The sequence below is a fragment of the Flavobacterium sp. LMO6 genome, assembly GCF_009495795.1.
Classification (GTDB): Bacteria; Bacteroidota; Bacteroidia; order Flavobacteriales; family Flavobacteriaceae; genus Flavobacterium.
The window spans coordinates 289,832-305,538 of sequence record NZ_WIBH01000001.1; the positions used below are offsets into that span (position 1 = coordinate 289,832).

Sequence of the window (15,707 nt, forward strand, 5' to 3'; positions counted from 1 at the left end):
CTATTTGGGGTATTTTTTTTATTTCTATTTATAAATTTTTTTATTGATTTCGTAATTTTTAATTGTTAAATTGTTTAATTTTGAACAGAATTTTAACTTTATTGATAATTCATCAAAAACAACACACAATTATGACCCTAAAAATTAATGACTTCGTAGCAGAAGTAGCGAAAAAAAACCCAAACGAGCCAGAATTTCTTCAAGCGGTTCATGAAGTAGCCGAAACGGTTATTCCTTTTATTGAAAACAACAAAAAGTATCACGATAAAATGCTTTTGGAAAGAATGGTTGAGCCAGAACGCGTGGTTATGTTTCGAATTGCATGGATTGATGATGCTGGGAAAACAAAAATAAACAAAGGATATCGTATCCAAATGAATTCTGCAATTGGTCCTTATAAAGGAGGATTGCGTTTTCACCCTTCAGTGAATTTAAGTATTTTAAAGTTTTTAGCTTTTGAACAAGTATTTAAAAACAGTTTAACTACTTTGCCAATGGGTGGAGGAAAAGGAGGTTCTGATTTTGATCCAAAAGGAAAATCAGATACAGAAATCATGCGTTTTTGCCAAGCTTTTATGGATGAATTATTTAGACATATTGGTCCTGATACCGATGTTCCTGCTGGAGATATTGGTGTTGGAGGTAGAGAAGTAGGTTATATGTTTGGAAAATACAAAAAGTTACGTAATGAATTTACTGGTGTGCTAACAGGAAAAGGAATTTCTTTTGGAGGCTCGTTAATTCGTCCTGAAGCTACAGGTTACGGAACCGTTTATTTTGCACAAAGCATGTTAGCTACAAAAGGATCTTCATTTCAAGGTAAAACAGTTTTAGTTTCTGGTTCAGGAAACGTGGCACAATATGCAATAGAAAAAGCAACTCAATTAGGAGGAAAAGTAGTTACTGCTTCAGATTCTTCAGGATATATTTATGATGCTGATGGAATTGATTCCGAAAAATTAGCTTATATCATGGAAATTAAGAATGTAAATTACGGAAGAATTTCTGATTATGTGGTAAAATATCCAAGTGCTAAATTTATTGCAGGTAAACGTCCTTGGGAAGTAAAAGGTGATATTGCTTTACCTTGTGCAACTCAGAACGAATTAAATGGTGAAGAAGCAAAAATCTTAGTAAATAACGGATGTATTTGTGTTGCTGAAGGAGCTAATATGCCATCTACACCAGAGGCAATTACTGAATTTCACAATGCAAAAATTTTATTTGCTCCAGGAAAAGCATCTAATGCTGGTGGAGTTGCAACATCTGGTTTAGAAATGTCTCAAAATTCATTACGTTTGAGTTGGACTACAGAAGAAGTAGATCAAAAATTATTCAAAATTATGAGTGATATTCATGAATCTTGTATAAAATATGGAACAAATGCTGATGGATATGTTGATTATGTAAAAGGAGCTAATATTGCTGGTTTTGTTAAAGTAGCAGATGCTATGTTAGCTCAAGGAGTAGTATAAAAATTAAGATTAAAAATTAAAGCGGTTTTCTTTAAGAGAACCGCTTTTTTTATTCTTCTCCATCCCATTCCGCATAAAAATGAGCTAGAAAAGTAACCATGAAATCATGGCGTTTTTGAGCTATTTTTTTACCTGATTTGGTATTCATTTTGTCTTTTAAAAGCAATAATTTTTCGTAAAAATGATTTAAGGTTGGTGCTGTACTATTTTTATATTCTTCTTTACTCATGCCTAAATTTGGCTGAATATTCGGATCATAAATAGCTCTGTTTTTAAAACCACCATAATTGAAGGTTCTTGCAATTCCTATTGCACCTATTGCATCTAGTCGGTCAGCATCTTGAACGATTTCTAATTCTTTAGAATGAAATTTCTTTTCAAAATTACCTCCTTTAAACGAAATATTTTCAATAATAGCAACTACATGGTCAATACTACTTTCAGAAACATTTTGAGATTCCAAAAAAGTTCTGGCTGTTTTAGGTCCAATTAATTCATCGCCATCATGAAATTTAGAATCGGCAATATCGTGAAGCAATGCCGCTAATTTGACAACAATTAAATCGCAATCTTCTTCTTCTGCAATTAATAAAGCATTTTTATAAACACGTTCAATGTGAAACCAGTCATGACCACCTTCAGCATCTTCTAATTGTTTTTTTACAAAAAGAATCGTGTTGTTTATTAGTTGCATAAGATTAATAATTATCTAACAAGCGCAGGTTCTACCCATTTAAAAAGTTGGCCTTCAGCAGGAACAATCATTCTTTCCGAAATTCTAGCCATACGAGCTGGTAATTTCATTAGATAATCGCGTGCTTTTTCTGCCTCATCTGTAAGATTACAAATTTTATCTATTTCCCACTTCTCATTTAGTTTTTGAAGAATATCCACATAATCCATGGCAGTATAAACGCCTAATCGTTGTGCCGATTCTGAGAATTTTTCAAATGCAGTTCCAATACTTTCACCTGACTCTCTAATTAAATGAGCTGGCATCGTAATTTTTTTCTTCATCATGTATTGAAATGACAACATCATTTCGCTTGGATCTACTTCAAAAATTCGTTTCACAAATTCGCTATACGCTAAGTGATGACGCATTTCGTCTCCTGCAATTAAATTACACATTTTGTGTAGTTTTTTATCGCCATATTTTTTCGCAAGTAATGCCACACGATTGTGCGAAACATAAGTTGCTAATTCTTGAAAACTAGTAAATACAAAGTTTTTGTATGGATCTCTTCCAGTTCCTGGATCAAAACCATCGTTAATTAAATGATGTGTTGTGATTTCAACTTCGCGCATATTCACTCTTCCTGAAAGGTATAAGTATTTGTTTAATGCATCACCATGGCGGTTTTCTTCTCCCGTCCATTGGCGTAACCATTTTGCCCAACCATTATCACCGTTTTCCCCTTTTTGGGCAACACCTTCAACATCCATTAACCAAGTTTCGTAAGTTGGTAATGCTTCTTCCGTAATGGTATCACCAACCAAAGTAACCCAGAAATCATAAGGTAAATCTTTTGCAATTTCGCGAAGTTCTTTAACTTCTTCTATGAAGTTGTCTTTAGTTGAATCTGGAAGTAAATCAGTTGGTTGCCAAATTTTTTCAACTGGAATTAAGAATTCTTCCATGAAATGATCTACTTTTTTTTCTAAAAATTGCATCACTTCTAAACGGACATTTTGTATAGACATGTGTTTATATTTTAATATTTTGTGTAATAATTTTTTCGGTTTTTTCGAAAATCTCTTCAAATTTATAATCTGAAATTTTCATAGCTTCATGAATTGTAAAATGTAAACTCGTGCCTAAACCAAGTGGGAATTGCCCAAATTTAGTCATTTTCCATGAATTGTTAATCGTAATTGGTAAGAAGTAAGCGTCTGGAGCAAACTTGTATAACATTTTTAAACCATTTACAGCAAAAGGCTTTGGTTCTCCGGTTTTACTTCTAGTGCCTTCTGGGAAAATCACTACCGAATAATTGTTATTGTTTACCAATTCGGCTACTTTTTTAATTTCGGGCAAGGCTTGTTTTGGATCTTTTCTATTGATTAATGCAGAACCTCCGTGACGTAAATTATAAGAAACACTTGGAATTCCTTTTCCTAATTCTATTTTACTGATGAATTTTGGATGTACTTTTCGTAAAAACCATATAATAGTGGTGATGTCGTGTAAACTTTGGTGATTGGCAACAATAATTAATGGCTTGTTTTCAGGAATATTTTCCATTCCTTCAATGTGATATGTAGTGCCAACAAGATGAGCAGTTCTAACTAAAAACCAGTTCAAATAAGCAACACTTAAACGATGTGCATTGTATCCAAAAAGATTAAAGCATATCCATTGGATAGGATGAAATAGCACCAACCAAAGTAAAAAAAATGTGTAATAAATAATAGTAAGCGGATATGAAAGAATTTTTTCCATATAAAAAACCAATTTTGACAAAAGTAAGCTATAAAATAAAAAACCACCAATACTTTGGTGGTTTTTATTATATGCTAGCATAGTAATTAGCAAAATTCGTTATATGCGTCTTTTAAATTTTCAGCAATTAATTCAGCCGGACGACCTTCAATGTGATGACGTTCTAACATGTGAACCAATTCACCATTTTTAAACAAAGCCATACATGGCGATGATGGAGGAAAAGGAAACATGTGTTGGCGTGCTGCATCAACAGCATCTTTATCAACACCAGCAAAAACAGTTACTAATTGAGAAGGTTTTTTTGCGCCATCTAAACTCATTTTTGCTCCCGGACGTGCATTTCTGGCAGCACAACCACAAACTGAGTTAATAACTACTAAAGTTGTTCCTTCGTTTTTTAAAGCATTTTCTACTGCTTCTGCGTTATATAATTCTTGAAAACCAGCCTCTGTTAATTCAGCGCGCATAGGTTTTACCATTTCTTCTGGATACATAATTTGTCTTATTATAAGTTAACGAGTGGCAAAGTTACAAAGTTTTTTGCTTGTTACAGAAAACCAATTCATAAAGATTTGTTATGTTTACATTTTTAAAATATATTATATGAATTTTTTAGCGGAACCTGATGAGTTTTATATTAAAATTGGATTTTTAATTATCTTTGTTATTGGTTATTTAATTATTCAGAAAAAAAACAACTTGAAATTGACTTTGCAGTATGTATTGTATTCATATGGAATTGCAATTTTACTTCTGTCGTTAAACATTTCTCATATTTTTCCAGGATTTCCAAATGATGTTTCAGAACTAGAAAACAAGAAAAAATTACTTTATCATTTGCAAAGAAATAATGATACTCTTGTTGAAATTACTGAAGCTTTTCGTGATTTAGTTTTAATAACATTTTTATTTTTGGTTGCGATTATTTCTAAAATCATCAAGTATTTTAAATTAGAAAATTCTCCCAAACAAAGCCTTCACAAATAACATTTTCGGACATTTCCAAATAACTTGTAAATCTTCCCAGATTGAAGTTTCTTCATCTAAAAATTTAAAAATCACAGTTGAATTTCCACTTTTAAACATCGAAGAAAATATCTTGGAACCTAAATCATTTTTTGAACTTAAAATATCCAACAACAACAAATCATAGAACCAAAATTTATCTTTTTTATAAAATTTAGTGAAGTCGGATTCTGATTTTAGAAATTGAACTAAAGCTTTCGATTTTTTGGTAGCGTTTTTAAAAGTATAACCTGTGCTAGCTTTTGTCCAACCGCCAGCCGAACCAATATTGATGATGTTCTTAGTATTGTGTTTCCAAAAAGGATAACACGTCATTGGAATATTGCCTTGTTCTTTTTCTAGGATTTCGTATTCGGTTATTCCTAAATTTTTAATGTATTTCTGAATTTCAGTTTCGTATTCCTCTTTTAAAAGTAAGTCTTTTGAAAACAAGGTATATTCTAACAACGCTTCAGTTGAAGATGTTGGTAAAACGTACATAAAACGCGTATTGCCTTTTTGTTCCACCGAAAAATCCATGAAAGTGGCACAATTTGGAGTAAAAACTGCTTCTTTACTTTTGATAAACCAACCTACAAAGTGTTGTTGAATTAAAGGGAATTTATTTTGAGTAGTAACAACTTCTGGATTTATTCCGCTATGCTCCATACAGTTCGACCTTTGGTCTTGGGTGTAAATCGAATTAAAAATTTTGTTACAAGTGATGGTTTCACTTTCTGTTTTTACAACACAATGATTGTCTAATTCTTTAAAATCAACTACTTTTTGATTTAGAAAATGAATGTTTTTATGTTCGGAAATTTTCTTGAAAACCAATTCATAAAAATCTAAACCATTGATTTTTTTGTATTGATAAGGTGTTAATTCTAAAACCCTATTAAATTTCTCATTCGCAAAAACAGCTTGATTCCATTTTTTTGAAACGATGTCTTCAAACAAATTATCTTCATCCCAAAAACACCAAGTTCTATCGTTTACTTTTTTAGCATTTTCATCAATTAACAAAATCGATTTATCCTCAAACTTTCCAGATAAAAGCATTTCATAAACGGTCATTAAAGCCGATAATCCTGAACCCGTGAAAATGTAATGATAATGTTGCATTAATAAATGGTATATCGAATTCCTAAAAAGCCTCTAATTCCTTGGTTGGGTGCATACACATAAGTTGCGTCAAAATTTTCGCCAAAAGGATCTTCTGCTCCAGCTATTAAATATGGAGTTCCTTTATTTGGCGTCCAATTCAGCATATTTTTCACACCACCATAAAGTTCAAAACTACGAAATTTTTTATAAGTAAATTGAATGTTTTGCAAACTCCAAATAGGAGAGTACTCGGGTCTTGGATCTAAATCACCTAAAATTGGTAATCGCATAGGTCCATATAAGTTCCCAGTGTAATCGATAGATAAAAACCATTTTGGAATGTCATATGTTATTGCCCAATTGGCGCTGTATTTTTCCGTTAAAACAGGTGTTGAACTCACTCCGTTTTGCACATTTTTCGGTTCCATAATCGTGAAACCAAGAATTGCTTTTACTCCAAAAGGCGTAACTAAATCGATATTGCCACTAATTCCTAAGGTTTGTGCATAGCCGTTTAAGTTCGAATAAATAATTTGGTCGGGATTTGTGTCATAATCTGGAATAATTTGGTTGTTAAAATACGTATACCAAGCTGAAGTTTCAAACCCTAAAAAAGTGCCGTTTTCAAATCTGATTTTCTTCAAATAATTCAAATTGACGTTGTAGGATGTTTCGGGTTTTAAATCTTCGGTAATTATAACATCTCTTGAGCCGGTTAAAGCAGCGTGGTCTTCGGTAAATAAATTTACGATTCGAAATCCAGTTCCTGCATTAATTCGGAATACATCATTTTCGGTTGGATTCCATTTGTAGGCAATTCTGGGTGTAAAAATATTGCCGTGATTATTGTTGTAATCGTATCGAGCACCTAATAAAATATGATGTTTTGAAGCCAATTTTATTTCATCTTGAAGAAAAATGCTGTAGATTTTTGTTTTTTCCGCCGAAATAGTCGCAGTCGTATTGTCATTATAATATTGATAACGAAAAGCAGCTCCCAAAAGCAAATTATGGATTTCTAACTTTTTATCCCAAGTATATTGGCCAAATGCAATTTTTTGATTCGCCAAGTAAATCGTATTTCCATAAACCGAATTTTGGTCGTGAGCAGTAACTGAAAACGACAAATACATGTTTTCGGTTGTGGGTAATTGATATTTACTCAAAAGCTCCACACGTTTCGTATAAATACTTTCTCCATAAACTTCTGAACCACCACGATACGATTTGTTCCATTGCATTTCGCCTCCCCAACGGTCTTCGTAAAATAGTCTTCCTGCGATGGTGAATTCTTTATTGTTTTTTCGCTCAAAGTTCCATTTGTTGAAGATGGAAATACGTTCTTGTAACGTTACATCAGTAAAATGATCGTTGTTATTGTCAATCGGTTCATTGTAGTTATAATAATTGATGCCGACTAAGGTTGTTGCTTTTTTACCAATCTTACTTTTAAATCCTAAATCCACATTGTTTTCTAACCAAGAAGTCGAAAAAATATCGACTGAAAACAATGGAGCAGTTGTTGGTTTTTTGGTAATGATGTTGATTAAACCACCAACAGCTTCACTACCATATAAACTTGAAGCTGGTCCTTTTACTACTTCAACTCTATCAATCAACGAATTTGGAATTCCAGACAAACCATAAACGGTTGAAAGTGCGCTTACAATTGGCATTCCGTCAATCGTAACCATGGTGTATGGACCTTCTAACCCGTTGATATGAATGTCTCCAGTATTGCAAATGTTGCAATTGAGTTGTGGTCGAACGCCATTTACGTTTTGTAAAGCTTCAAAAATATTAGATGTTGGGTTTTTCTTTAAAAAAGCTGTCGTATACACTTCAACAGGAACAGGAGTTTCCATTCTTGAAACGGGTTTTAAAGTTCCAGAAATCACTACATCATCTAGTGTGTTTGAATCTTCAATTAGGTTCAAATTTAAGATATAATTTGGTTCGTTTGAAATATTTACTTTTTTTCTTTCAAGTTTAAACCCAACATAGGAAGCAATAATTGTATAGGAACCGTTAGGAATATTTGTAAATTCATAGATGCCATTTTCATTTGTTTCAGCTCCTTTATTTAGTTCTTTAATATAAATATTAGCATAAGCTAAAACTTCATTATTAGTGGTCACTTTCCCCTTTATAGTATTTTGTGAAAAAGTAAAAAGCGAAAAAAATAGAGTTGTATAAATAAATATTTTAAACATTATAAAATTAAATTTAGACAAAACTAAAAATAAAACATTTACAAAACTAAAAAAACTTTATATATTTGTCAAAATAAATTGTTTATGACCATTTCTGAAGAAAATTATATTAAAGTTATTTATCATTTGTCTTTAGTGTCTCCAAAAGGCGTTAATACCAATGCTATTGCTGGAATGTTAGACACCAAAGCGTCATCTGTAACTGATATGATGAAAAAACTTTCGGATAAAGATTTGGTAAGTTACCAGAAATATCAAGGTGTTACTTTAACGGATAAAGGTTTTCATTCGGCAAAAATGATTGTGAGGAAGCACCGCTTGTGGGAAGTTTTTTTAGTAGATAAATTAGGTTTTTCTTGGGATGAAGTGCATGAAATTGCAGAAGAATTAGAACACATCAAATCCGAACAATTGATTAATAAATTGGATGCTTTTTTAGGTTTTCCAGCAGCTGATCCACACGGAGATCCCATTCCAGATGCAAAAGGTGTGATTAAAAAAATTGAGAAACAGCTCTTATCAGAAGTGGAAATTAATGCATCATTTCATTGTGTTGGTGTAAAAGATTCATCTACCGATTTTTTAAAATATTTAGACAAGCAAAAAATAGCATTGGGTTCGGTTGTAAAAGTAATAGACAAAGAAGATTTTGATGATACGTTAACCGTGGAAATCGATGGAAAACGCTTAACTATTTCAAATAAAATTGCTAATAATTTATACGTACAATAATTATGTTTGATTCAATTATTCATTTTTTTGAGAGTATCGACCCTATTTTGGCGGCTTTTTTAGCTACTACATTTACTTGGGGTTTAACAGCTTTTGGGGCTTCTTTCGTGTTCTTTTTTAAGAATATGAATCGGGTAGTTTTAGATGGAATGCTTGGGTTTACAGGCGGTGTTATGATAGCTGCAAGTTTTTGGAGTTTACTAGCGCCAGCTATTGAAATGAGTGGTGGCGATGGTTTTATAAAAGTAATTCCGGCAGCTGTAGGTTTTGCTTTAGGTGCTTTATTTATTTTCGGATTGGATAAAGTGTTACCACACATGCACATTAATTTCAAAGAAACAGAGGGAATTAAATCGCCTTGGCAACGCACGACACTTTTGGTTTTAGCTATCACGTTGCACAATATTCCAGAAGGATTAGCGGTTGGGGTTTTGTTTGGTGGTGTTGCAGCTGGAATTCCAGAAGCTTCGATTGCTGGAGCTGTTACTTTGGCTATTGGAATTGGAATTCAAAATTTTCCAGAAGGCATTGCCGTTTCTATGCCATTACGACGAATGGGAATGAGTAGAATGAGAAGCTTTATGTATGGGCAATCTTCTGCATTGGTAGAACCTCTCTTTGGAGTTATTGGAGCGGTTGCGGTTACTTTTTTTACTCCAATATTACCTTATGCACTAGCTTTTGCGGCTGGAGCGATGATATTTGTTGTTGTAGAAGAGGTAATTCCTGAAACACAACAAGATAAAAACACCGATATTGCAACATTAGGTTTAATAGGTGGGTTTATTGTAATGATGGTTTTGGATGTGGCTTTAGGTTAATGACAAGCACAATCGTCGCCACAAGGCTTTGATTTCTTTGGGCGTTTTTTCCAAAAAAATTTCTTCACCAAAAATCCTACGGCTATGGCTAAAGAAAGGTAAACTAAGATTTGTTGTATATCCATAATGCAAAAATAAGAAAAGCAATCTCAATAATAATGAGATTGCTTTTTTATTAACTAAAACTAACTGAAAATTATTAAAATTGAGCAGCAATTCCGATAGAAGCACTAAACGGCATTCCTGGTCTTAATCCTGCTGGAACTCTTGAAACCAAATACGTAGTATCGAAAAGGTTATTGATGTTTCCAGTTACACTAAAATGTTTGTTGAATTTGTATTTTGAACCAAAATCAACAACAGTGTTACTTGGGACTGAGTTTTTATTTGGTATTGAACCTTGACCAGCAACTGTTCTAAATTCGCCACTATATCTTGCTCCTAAAATTAATTCAAATTTAGCATGTTCTAAGGCAATAGAAGCATTAAATTGGTGTTTTGAAATGTATGGAATTTCATCGCCTTTTTCAATGGTTCCCCAAGCTCCGTCTGAACTTGCAAATTCGTTTACAAACTCTGTATCGGTTAAGGTATATCCAAAAGTAATTGGCAATTTGAATTTACTCTCTTCTTTTAGTACTTGATAATTGATTAAGAATTCAATTCCTTTTACATGCGCTTCACCAGCATTGAATTGGTCTAATGTTCCAGAACCACCACTAGCAGCCAAATCACTTCCTAAAAGATTTTTGTAATCATTAAAGTACACTACAAACTCGCCACTGAATTTTTTATAATTATAACGTGTTCCAATTTCATAATTCGTACTGTTTTCTGCATCAGTTCCTGGTGTGTTTGTCGGTGGTGCAAATCCTTTATGAACACCTCCAAATAATGCCACATAATTATTGAATCTATAATTAGCTCCAACTCCTGGTAACCAAACTTTTACATGATTGTCGTTTTCAACTAGGTTAACTCCCGTTCTTGTTACATCATTTGTACCATAGTTTTTGTTTAATAAGTCGATAGTTTCAAAACGAATACCTGGTGTAACGGTTAAGTCGTTGTATTTTATTTTGTATAAAGCGTGAGCGGCCAAAGCTGAAGCATAAGCAACTCGGTTATCTTGTGTTCCTGGATTTCCTGCAGTAGTTAATACCATCGAACCATCAATCATTGCATAGCTATCATTCCATTGGAATCTATCTTCGCTGTCTTTGTGATAACGTACACCAACTTCTAAATCATGATAAACATCTCCTGTTAAGAAATGAAAATCTAACTTAGTTTGTACACCTTGTGCTAAATAGCCTCTATTGTTTGCACGAACTCGTAAAGCATTATTTGGTGAGTTTTGTGCACCAGTTACATAATCAAAAGCTAATGCATTTGTTGTTGGGTCTTCTAAAATTGCATCGATAGCATAAGTAGTTCCTCCAAATCTAACATCGTTTAATTTGTACCAGTTTCTTGCAAATTTATTACGATATGCAGTTGTAGTTATACTAAAATAGTTGCTTGTTTTTAAAGTATGTGTTACTGAAAACTGATTGTTTTTTGTAGTAATGTTGTCTTTTTCAGAACCGGCATAACGCATGAAAGGAGAATTATTAAAATCTTCTTCTGTTAATCCTAAATAGGTTTCATTTGCATCTTCTTCTGCATATACCATTTTAAAATCGAATGCATTATAAATTTTACTGGTTGGTTTTGATTGTACTCTAAATTTTGCCATTACATCTTTTTTGTCAAAACCGGTGTTGGCACCACTTGGCAAATTTTTAAAACCATCCGAATTGTAATTTAAAAATTGAACAACTGCCCCTACAGTTTCATTTGCAATTCCAACATTTGCTAAAGTACGACTCGTATTAAAACTTCCGTAATCTGTTAAAAATCCTGCGCTAAATTTTGTTGGAATTGGAGCCGAAACAAAGTTAATGGTTCCTCCAGTAGTAAAAGGGCCGTACTGAATTTGGCTACTTCCTTTTAAGATTTCAACAGCACTCATACGAGCAACAGATGGGAAATAATAAGCCGCTGGAGCTGAATATGGAGCTGGCGCAATTAAAACATTGTCTTCCATTAAAGTGATTTTTGCACTTCTATCTGGTGAAGTTCCTCTTAAACTAATATTTGGTCTTAACCCAAATCCATCTTCTTCGTAAACATTAACACCAGTAACGGTTCTAAGTACACGATTAATATCAGTATAGTTGAATTTTTGTAAATCTGCCGCTGAAATGTAAGAAGCCGAACCAGTTTTATTAGCTGCTTCAAATTTACTTCCAATGATTTGATTAGCTGAAATAACAACTTCTTTTAAGTTTTTAACAGAATCTTTTTGTGTGTTGTTTTCTTTTTCTTGAGAAAATACCAAACCTGAAAATAATAGGACGATTGGGGTAATTATATATTTCATCTTTATTTAGATTAATTCTACGGAGCAAAAATAACCACTAGTTTTTATTTAGACAAATTATAAATAAGTTATTTTTGAATTACTTTACGAATTGTATAAAACAATATTTTTTAATAATTAATTTGATTTTTTTTAATTATTAAATAAAAAAAAGTCAAAATAATTTACTTAAATAGTTTTTAATTTAATGATAATTTAAAAAAAAACAATGCTTTAAATAGAAGAAGATATTATTTTGAAGAGTTTTATTTCAAAACTTGATACGCAATTAATGCTGTTAAATAAGCAAATCCACTCATGAACACCAATTGAATTATTGGCCATTTCCAAGAATTGGATTCTTTTTTTACAATTGCAAGAGTAGATATACATTGCATCGCGAAAGCATAAAACAGCAATAATGAAATTCCAGTAGCAAAATTGAATATTTTTTCACCTGTTTCCGGATGCACTTCGGCTGCCATTTTATTTTTAATGGTGGTTTCTTCATCACTATGACTACCAACACTGTATATGGTTGCCAAAGTTCCTACAAAAACTTCACGAGCAGCAAACGAACTTACCACAGCAATTCCTATTTTCCAATCATAACCTAAAGGACGAATAGCAGGTTCTATGGCTTTTCCCATGTAACCAATATATGAATTTTCTAACTTGAAGGAATTAACTTGATCTTCAAATGATTCTGAAGTAATGGTTTTGTTTTGATTTTGTTGTGTAATAATAGCTTCAGCGTTATTAAAATCATCACTTAATCCGTGCGAACCTAAATACCATAAAATAACCGATAAGGCTAAAATAATTTTTCCGGCACCAGAAACAAAGGCTCTTGTTTTTTCTAATACATTTATTCCAACATTTTTAATCATTGGAATTTTATAACTTGGCATTTCTACAACAAAGTAAGATTTGCAGTTAAGTTTTAAAATTTTATTTAGTAAATAAGCAGAAAAAATAGCAGCTCCAAATCCTAATAAATACAAACCCATTAGTGTTAATCCTTGTAAGCTTAAAAACCCAAACAATCTTTTTTCTGGAATAATTAACGAGATTAAAATTGCATAAACAGGTAGCCTTGCAGAACAAGTTGTAAAAGGAGTTACTAAAATAGTAATTAAACGTTCTTTCCAGTTCTCAATATTTCTAGCTCCCATAATTGCCGGAATAGCACAAGCAGTTCCTGAAATTAAAGGCACAATACTTTTACCCGAAAGTCCAAATTTTCGCATGATTTTATCCATCAAAAAAACCACACGACTCATATAGCCGCTTTCCTCTAAAACAGAAATAAATAAGAATAAAAATGCAATTTGTGGAATAAAAATTACAATCCCTCCAATACCAGGGATTATACCTTCGCTAATTAAGTTTGTAAATTCACCTGCAGGAAGATTTTGTTTGGCAACGGAGCTAAAATTAGCAAATGTTTCGTCAATAAATTCCATCGGTATACTACTCCAATCAAATAAAAACTGAAAAATTAGCATTAAAATACCGAAGAAAATTAAGTAACCAAAAATTTTGTGTGTAAGTACGCGGTCTATTTTTGCTCTAATATCAGAAGCTTTTGAACTATCTATTTTTTGACCCATTTTTAAAGTGTCATTTATAAATTGATAGCGTTTAATAGTTTCTTTTTGTTGTAAGCGTTTTAAATCGGCATGCGATTTTGTAAACGTACTTTTAATTTCGTTTCGTTCTAGATTTAAAAAATTTACATCTTGCGTAATTACTAACCAAAGTTTATATAAAAGTTGGTTTGGGAATGCTTTTCTTAATTTATCAAAGTAGTCTGGGTCTATACTTGAAGCATTTAAACAAGGTTCAGTTGATAATTCAGTATAGTTAAGAATTAAATTCTTAAGTTCCGTTATCCCAGTTTTTTTTCTAGAACTTATTAAAGCAATTTTTGTTTTTAGTTCTTTTTCTAATATCGAAATATCAAGTTCAATTCCTTTTAATTGCATTCTATCTGCCATATTAATAACAAGAATGGTTGGAATTTCTAAATCTTTAATTTGTGTAAAAAGGAGTAAATTTCGTTTTAAATTTTCAACTTCAGTAACCACAACGGCTACATCCGGAAAATCTTCATCGTTTTTATTTAATAATAATTCAATTACAACATTTTCATCAATAGAACTTGCATTTAAGCTATACGTTCCTGGTAAATCTATAATTTTTGCTTTAACAGCATCTGATAATTTTGCAATACCTTGTTTTTTTTCAACAGTAATTCCGGGGTAATTCCCTACTTGTTGGTTTAACCCTGTAAGCTCATTAAAAACTGAAGTTTTACCCACATTTGGATTTCCAATTAAAGCAACTTTTATAGGATTTAAACTCATTATTAAATATCTTTTGTAATGCTAATTTCTCTTGCTGTTTCTAATCGAATAGCTACATGAGAATCGTTAACATTGAAATATAAAGGGTCGCCAAATGGCGCAATTTGTAAAAGCGTAATTTTATTTCCAGGCAAACATCCCATTTCTAAAAGTTTTAGAGGGATTTCGTCTAGATTTACATCTATAATGGTGGCTTCTTCGCCTATTTCTAATGATGATGCAAAAAAATCCATTTCCTTATTTAGATTGAATTAAAATACAAAAGTAAAAATTATAATTGTAGAAAACCTGATAATTCTCAGAATTAATAAAATAAAATGAAATAGAATTTATTTTTGGTTTTCATTTAACCAAATAATGTCTTCTAAAAGTTGTTTCATGTTTTTGGTTTTCGGATCGTTTGTTGGTTGGTCTAAATTGGTGCCATCATAAAAACCTCTAATACGTTTGTTTTTATCTACCAAAATGAAATTTTCGGTATGCACCATATCATATAATTCTTCTGGTTTACCGGTTTTTACTGCTAAATATGATTTTCGGGCCAAATAATAAATGGCTGATTTATCTCCTGTTACTAAGTTCCATCGCGCGTCATCTACTCCTTTTTCAAGGGCATATTCTTTTAATACTTCAGGTGTATCAATATCAGGCGTAACGGAGAAAGAAAGTAATTTAACTTCTGAATAATTTTTTAATTGATTTTGCAACCAAACCATATTATCGGTCATTTTTGGACATATAGTTGGACAAGTGGTAAAAAAGAAATCGGCTACGTAAATTGTATTTTCATAGTCTTTTTGGGTGATTACTTTCCCATTTTGATTGGTAAAAGAAAAATCGGAAATTTTATGATCGTTACCAATATGTTGCACCGTAGAATCTACTAATTCTGGATTAATATCTCTAGGAGAGTAGATTGGAAGCATTTTTTCTGGTGAAAGTAAAGTATAAATCCCAATATATATAATAAGGGAAAGTATTGAAAAAATGATTAAAAACTTTTTATAAGGGGCTAGAAAATTAAGCATATAAATTTTTTACAAAAATAATCATAATTTAAAAGAGATTTGTTAAAATAGTTGGCTTACAATTGTTAAAATTCTAATTTGTTGATTTTGTTCATTATATTTGTGAT

Annotated in this window: 14 protein-coding genes; 4 read left to right on the forward strand and 10 right to left on the reverse strand. The window is 31.9% G+C overall.

The genetic code is table 11. The annotated features are described in order from the left end of the window. Positions 1-131 precede the first annotated feature (131 nt). Positions 132-1,475, forward strand: coding sequence for an NADP-specific glutamate dehydrogenase (gene gdhA, locus GFJ99_RS01300; protein ID WP_008255576.1), 1,344 nt, complete (start codon positions 132-134; stop codon positions 1,473-1,475). A 49-nt stretch (positions 1,476-1,524) separates the two neighbouring features. Here gdhA and GFJ99_RS01305 read toward each other — a convergent pair whose 3' ends face one another. The 4 genes from GFJ99_RS01305 to GFJ99_RS01320 form a co-directional block, all read right to left on the reverse strand. Then, the gene (locus GFJ99_RS01305) at positions 1,525-2,169 is read right to left on the reverse strand and encodes an HD domain-containing protein (RefSeq protein WP_153207200.1); all 645 of its coding nucleotides are present in this window, start codon (positions 2,167-2,169) and stop codon (positions 1,525-1,527) included. 11 nt (positions 2,170-2,180) lie between these two features. After that, positions 2,181-3,179 carry an acyl-ACP desaturase gene (locus GFJ99_RS01310; RefSeq protein ID WP_153207201.1) on the reverse strand — a complete coding sequence of 333 codons (999 nt, stop codon included), beginning with the start codon at positions 3,177-3,179 and terminating at the stop codon, positions 2,181-2,183. Positions 3,180-3,183: 4 nt separating this feature from the next. Then, positions 3,184-3,918, reverse strand: a complete 735-nt coding sequence (locus GFJ99_RS01315; RefSeq protein WP_040470504.1) for a 1-acyl-sn-glycerol-3-phosphate acyltransferase — start codon at positions 3,916-3,918, stop codon at positions 3,184-3,186. Between the two features lie 86 nt (positions 3,919-4,004). Next, positions 4,005-4,415 (reverse strand): BrxA/BrxB family bacilliredoxin, encoded by a 411-nt coding sequence (locus GFJ99_RS01320; RefSeq protein WP_153207202.1) that lies wholly within the window; start codon positions 4,413-4,415, stop codon positions 4,005-4,007. Between the two features lie 109 nt (positions 4,416-4,524). Between GFJ99_RS01320 and GFJ99_RS01325 the strand changes: the two genes are divergently transcribed. Then, positions 4,525-4,908, forward strand: coding sequence for a hypothetical protein (locus GFJ99_RS01325; RefSeq protein WP_153207203.1), 384 nt, complete (start codon positions 4,525-4,527; stop codon positions 4,906-4,908). Here GFJ99_RS01325 and GFJ99_RS01330 read toward each other — a convergent pair. Beyond that, positions 4,873-6,051: a lycopene cyclase family protein gene (locus tag GFJ99_RS01330; protein ID WP_153207204.1), complete on the reverse strand. Its 1,179-nt coding sequence runs from the start codon at positions 6,049-6,051 to the stop codon at positions 4,873-4,875. The two genes, GFJ99_RS01325 and GFJ99_RS01330, sit on opposite strands and share 36 nt — an antisense overlap. Next, on the reverse strand, positions 6,051-8,246 hold the full coding sequence (locus GFJ99_RS01335) for a TonB-dependent receptor (protein WP_153207205.1): 2,196 nt from the start codon (positions 8,244-8,246) through the stop codon (positions 6,051-6,053). Before GFJ99_RS01335 ends, GFJ99_RS01330 begins: the two co-directional genes overlap by 1 nt. An 84-nt stretch (positions 8,247-8,330) precedes the next feature. On the opposite strand from GFJ99_RS01335, the gene GFJ99_RS01340 reads away from it, so the two are divergent. Continuing rightward, positions 8,331-8,978: a metal-dependent transcriptional regulator gene (locus GFJ99_RS01340; protein ID WP_153207206.1), complete on the forward strand. Its 648-nt coding sequence runs from the start codon at positions 8,331-8,333 to the stop codon at positions 8,976-8,978. 2 nt (positions 8,979-8,980) lie between these two features. Further along, positions 8,981-9,799 carry a ZIP family metal transporter gene (locus tag GFJ99_RS01345; protein WP_153207207.1) on the forward strand — a complete coding sequence of 273 codons (819 nt, stop codon included), beginning with the start codon at positions 8,981-8,983 and terminating at the stop codon, positions 9,797-9,799. A gap of 199 nt (positions 9,800-9,998) precedes the next feature. On the opposite strand, the gene GFJ99_RS01350 is transcribed toward GFJ99_RS01345, so the two are convergent. The 4 genes from GFJ99_RS01350 to GFJ99_RS01365 form a co-directional block, all read right to left on the reverse strand. Continuing rightward, the gene (locus GFJ99_RS01350; protein ID WP_153207208.1) at positions 9,999-12,224 is read right to left on the reverse strand and encodes a TonB-dependent receptor domain-containing protein; all 2,226 of its coding nucleotides are present in this window, start codon (positions 12,222-12,224) and stop codon (positions 9,999-10,001) included. A gap of 245 nt (positions 12,225-12,469) precedes the next feature. Beyond that, positions 12,470-14,572: a ferrous iron transport protein B gene (gene feoB / locus GFJ99_RS01355; RefSeq protein WP_153207209.1), complete on the reverse strand. Its 2,103-nt coding sequence runs from the start codon at positions 14,570-14,572 to the stop codon at positions 12,470-12,472. Positions 14,573-14,574: 2 nt separating this feature from the next. Then, a complete protein-coding gene (locus tag GFJ99_RS01360) occupies positions 14,575-14,805 on the reverse strand; it encodes a FeoA family protein (RefSeq protein WP_153207210.1) in 231 nt (76 codons plus the stop codon). A gap of 96 nt (positions 14,806-14,901) precedes the next feature. Next, a complete protein-coding gene (locus tag GFJ99_RS01365) occupies positions 14,902-15,600 on the reverse strand; it encodes an SCO family protein (protein WP_153207211.1) in 699 nt (232 codons plus the stop codon). Positions 15,601-15,707 lie beyond the last annotated feature (107 nt).

Excerpts from the sequence above, each read along its gene's own strand:
- GFJ99_RS01325 (WP_153207203.1), top strand. The coding sequence starts at position 4,525 with ATGAATTTTTTAGCGGAACCTGATGAGTTTTATATTAAAATTGGATTT.
- GFJ99_RS01360 (WP_153207210.1), bottom strand. The coding sequence starts at position 14,805 with ATGGATTTTTTTGCATCATCATTAGAAATAGGCGAAGAAGCCACCATT.
- GFJ99_RS01330 (WP_153207204.1), bottom strand. The coding sequence starts at position 6,051 with ATGCAACATTATCATTACATTTTCACGGGTTCAGGATTATCGGCTTTA.
- GFJ99_RS01310 (WP_153207201.1), bottom strand. The coding sequence starts at position 3,179 with ATGTCTATACAAAATGTCCGTTTAGAAGTGATGCAATTTTTAGAAAAA.
- GFJ99_RS01315 (WP_040470504.1), bottom strand. The coding sequence starts at position 3,918 with ATGGAAAAAATTCTTTCATATCCGCTTACTATTATTTATTACACATTT.
- GFJ99_RS01320 (WP_153207202.1), bottom strand. The coding sequence starts at position 4,415 with ATGTATCCAGAAGAAATGGTAAAACCTATGCGCGCTGAATTAACAGAG.
- GFJ99_RS01340 (WP_153207206.1), top strand. The coding sequence starts at position 8,331 with ATGACCATTTCTGAAGAAAATTATATTAAAGTTATTTATCATTTGTCT.
- feoB (WP_153207209.1), bottom strand. The coding sequence starts at position 14,572 with ATGAGTTTAAATCCTATAAAAGTTGCTTTAATTGGAAATCCAAATGTG.
- gdhA (WP_008255576.1), top strand. The coding sequence starts at position 132 with ATGACCCTAAAAATTAATGACTTCGTAGCAGAAGTAGCGAAAAAAAAC.
- GFJ99_RS01305 (WP_153207200.1), bottom strand. The coding sequence starts at position 2,169 with ATGCAACTAATAAACAACACGATTCTTTTTGTAAAAAAACAATTAGAA.
- GFJ99_RS01365 (WP_153207211.1), bottom strand. The coding sequence starts at position 15,600 with ATGCTTAATTTTCTAGCCCCTTATAAAAAGTTTTTAATCATTTTTTCA.
- GFJ99_RS01335 (WP_153207205.1), bottom strand. The coding sequence starts at position 8,246 with ATGTTTAAAATATTTATTTATACAACTCTATTTTTTTCGCTTTTTACT.
- GFJ99_RS01350 (WP_153207208.1), bottom strand. The coding sequence starts at position 12,224 with ATGAAATATATAATTACCCCAATCGTCCTATTATTTTCAGGTTTGGTA.
- GFJ99_RS01345 (WP_153207207.1), top strand. The coding sequence starts at position 8,981 with ATGTTTGATTCAATTATTCATTTTTTTGAGAGTATCGACCCTATTTTG.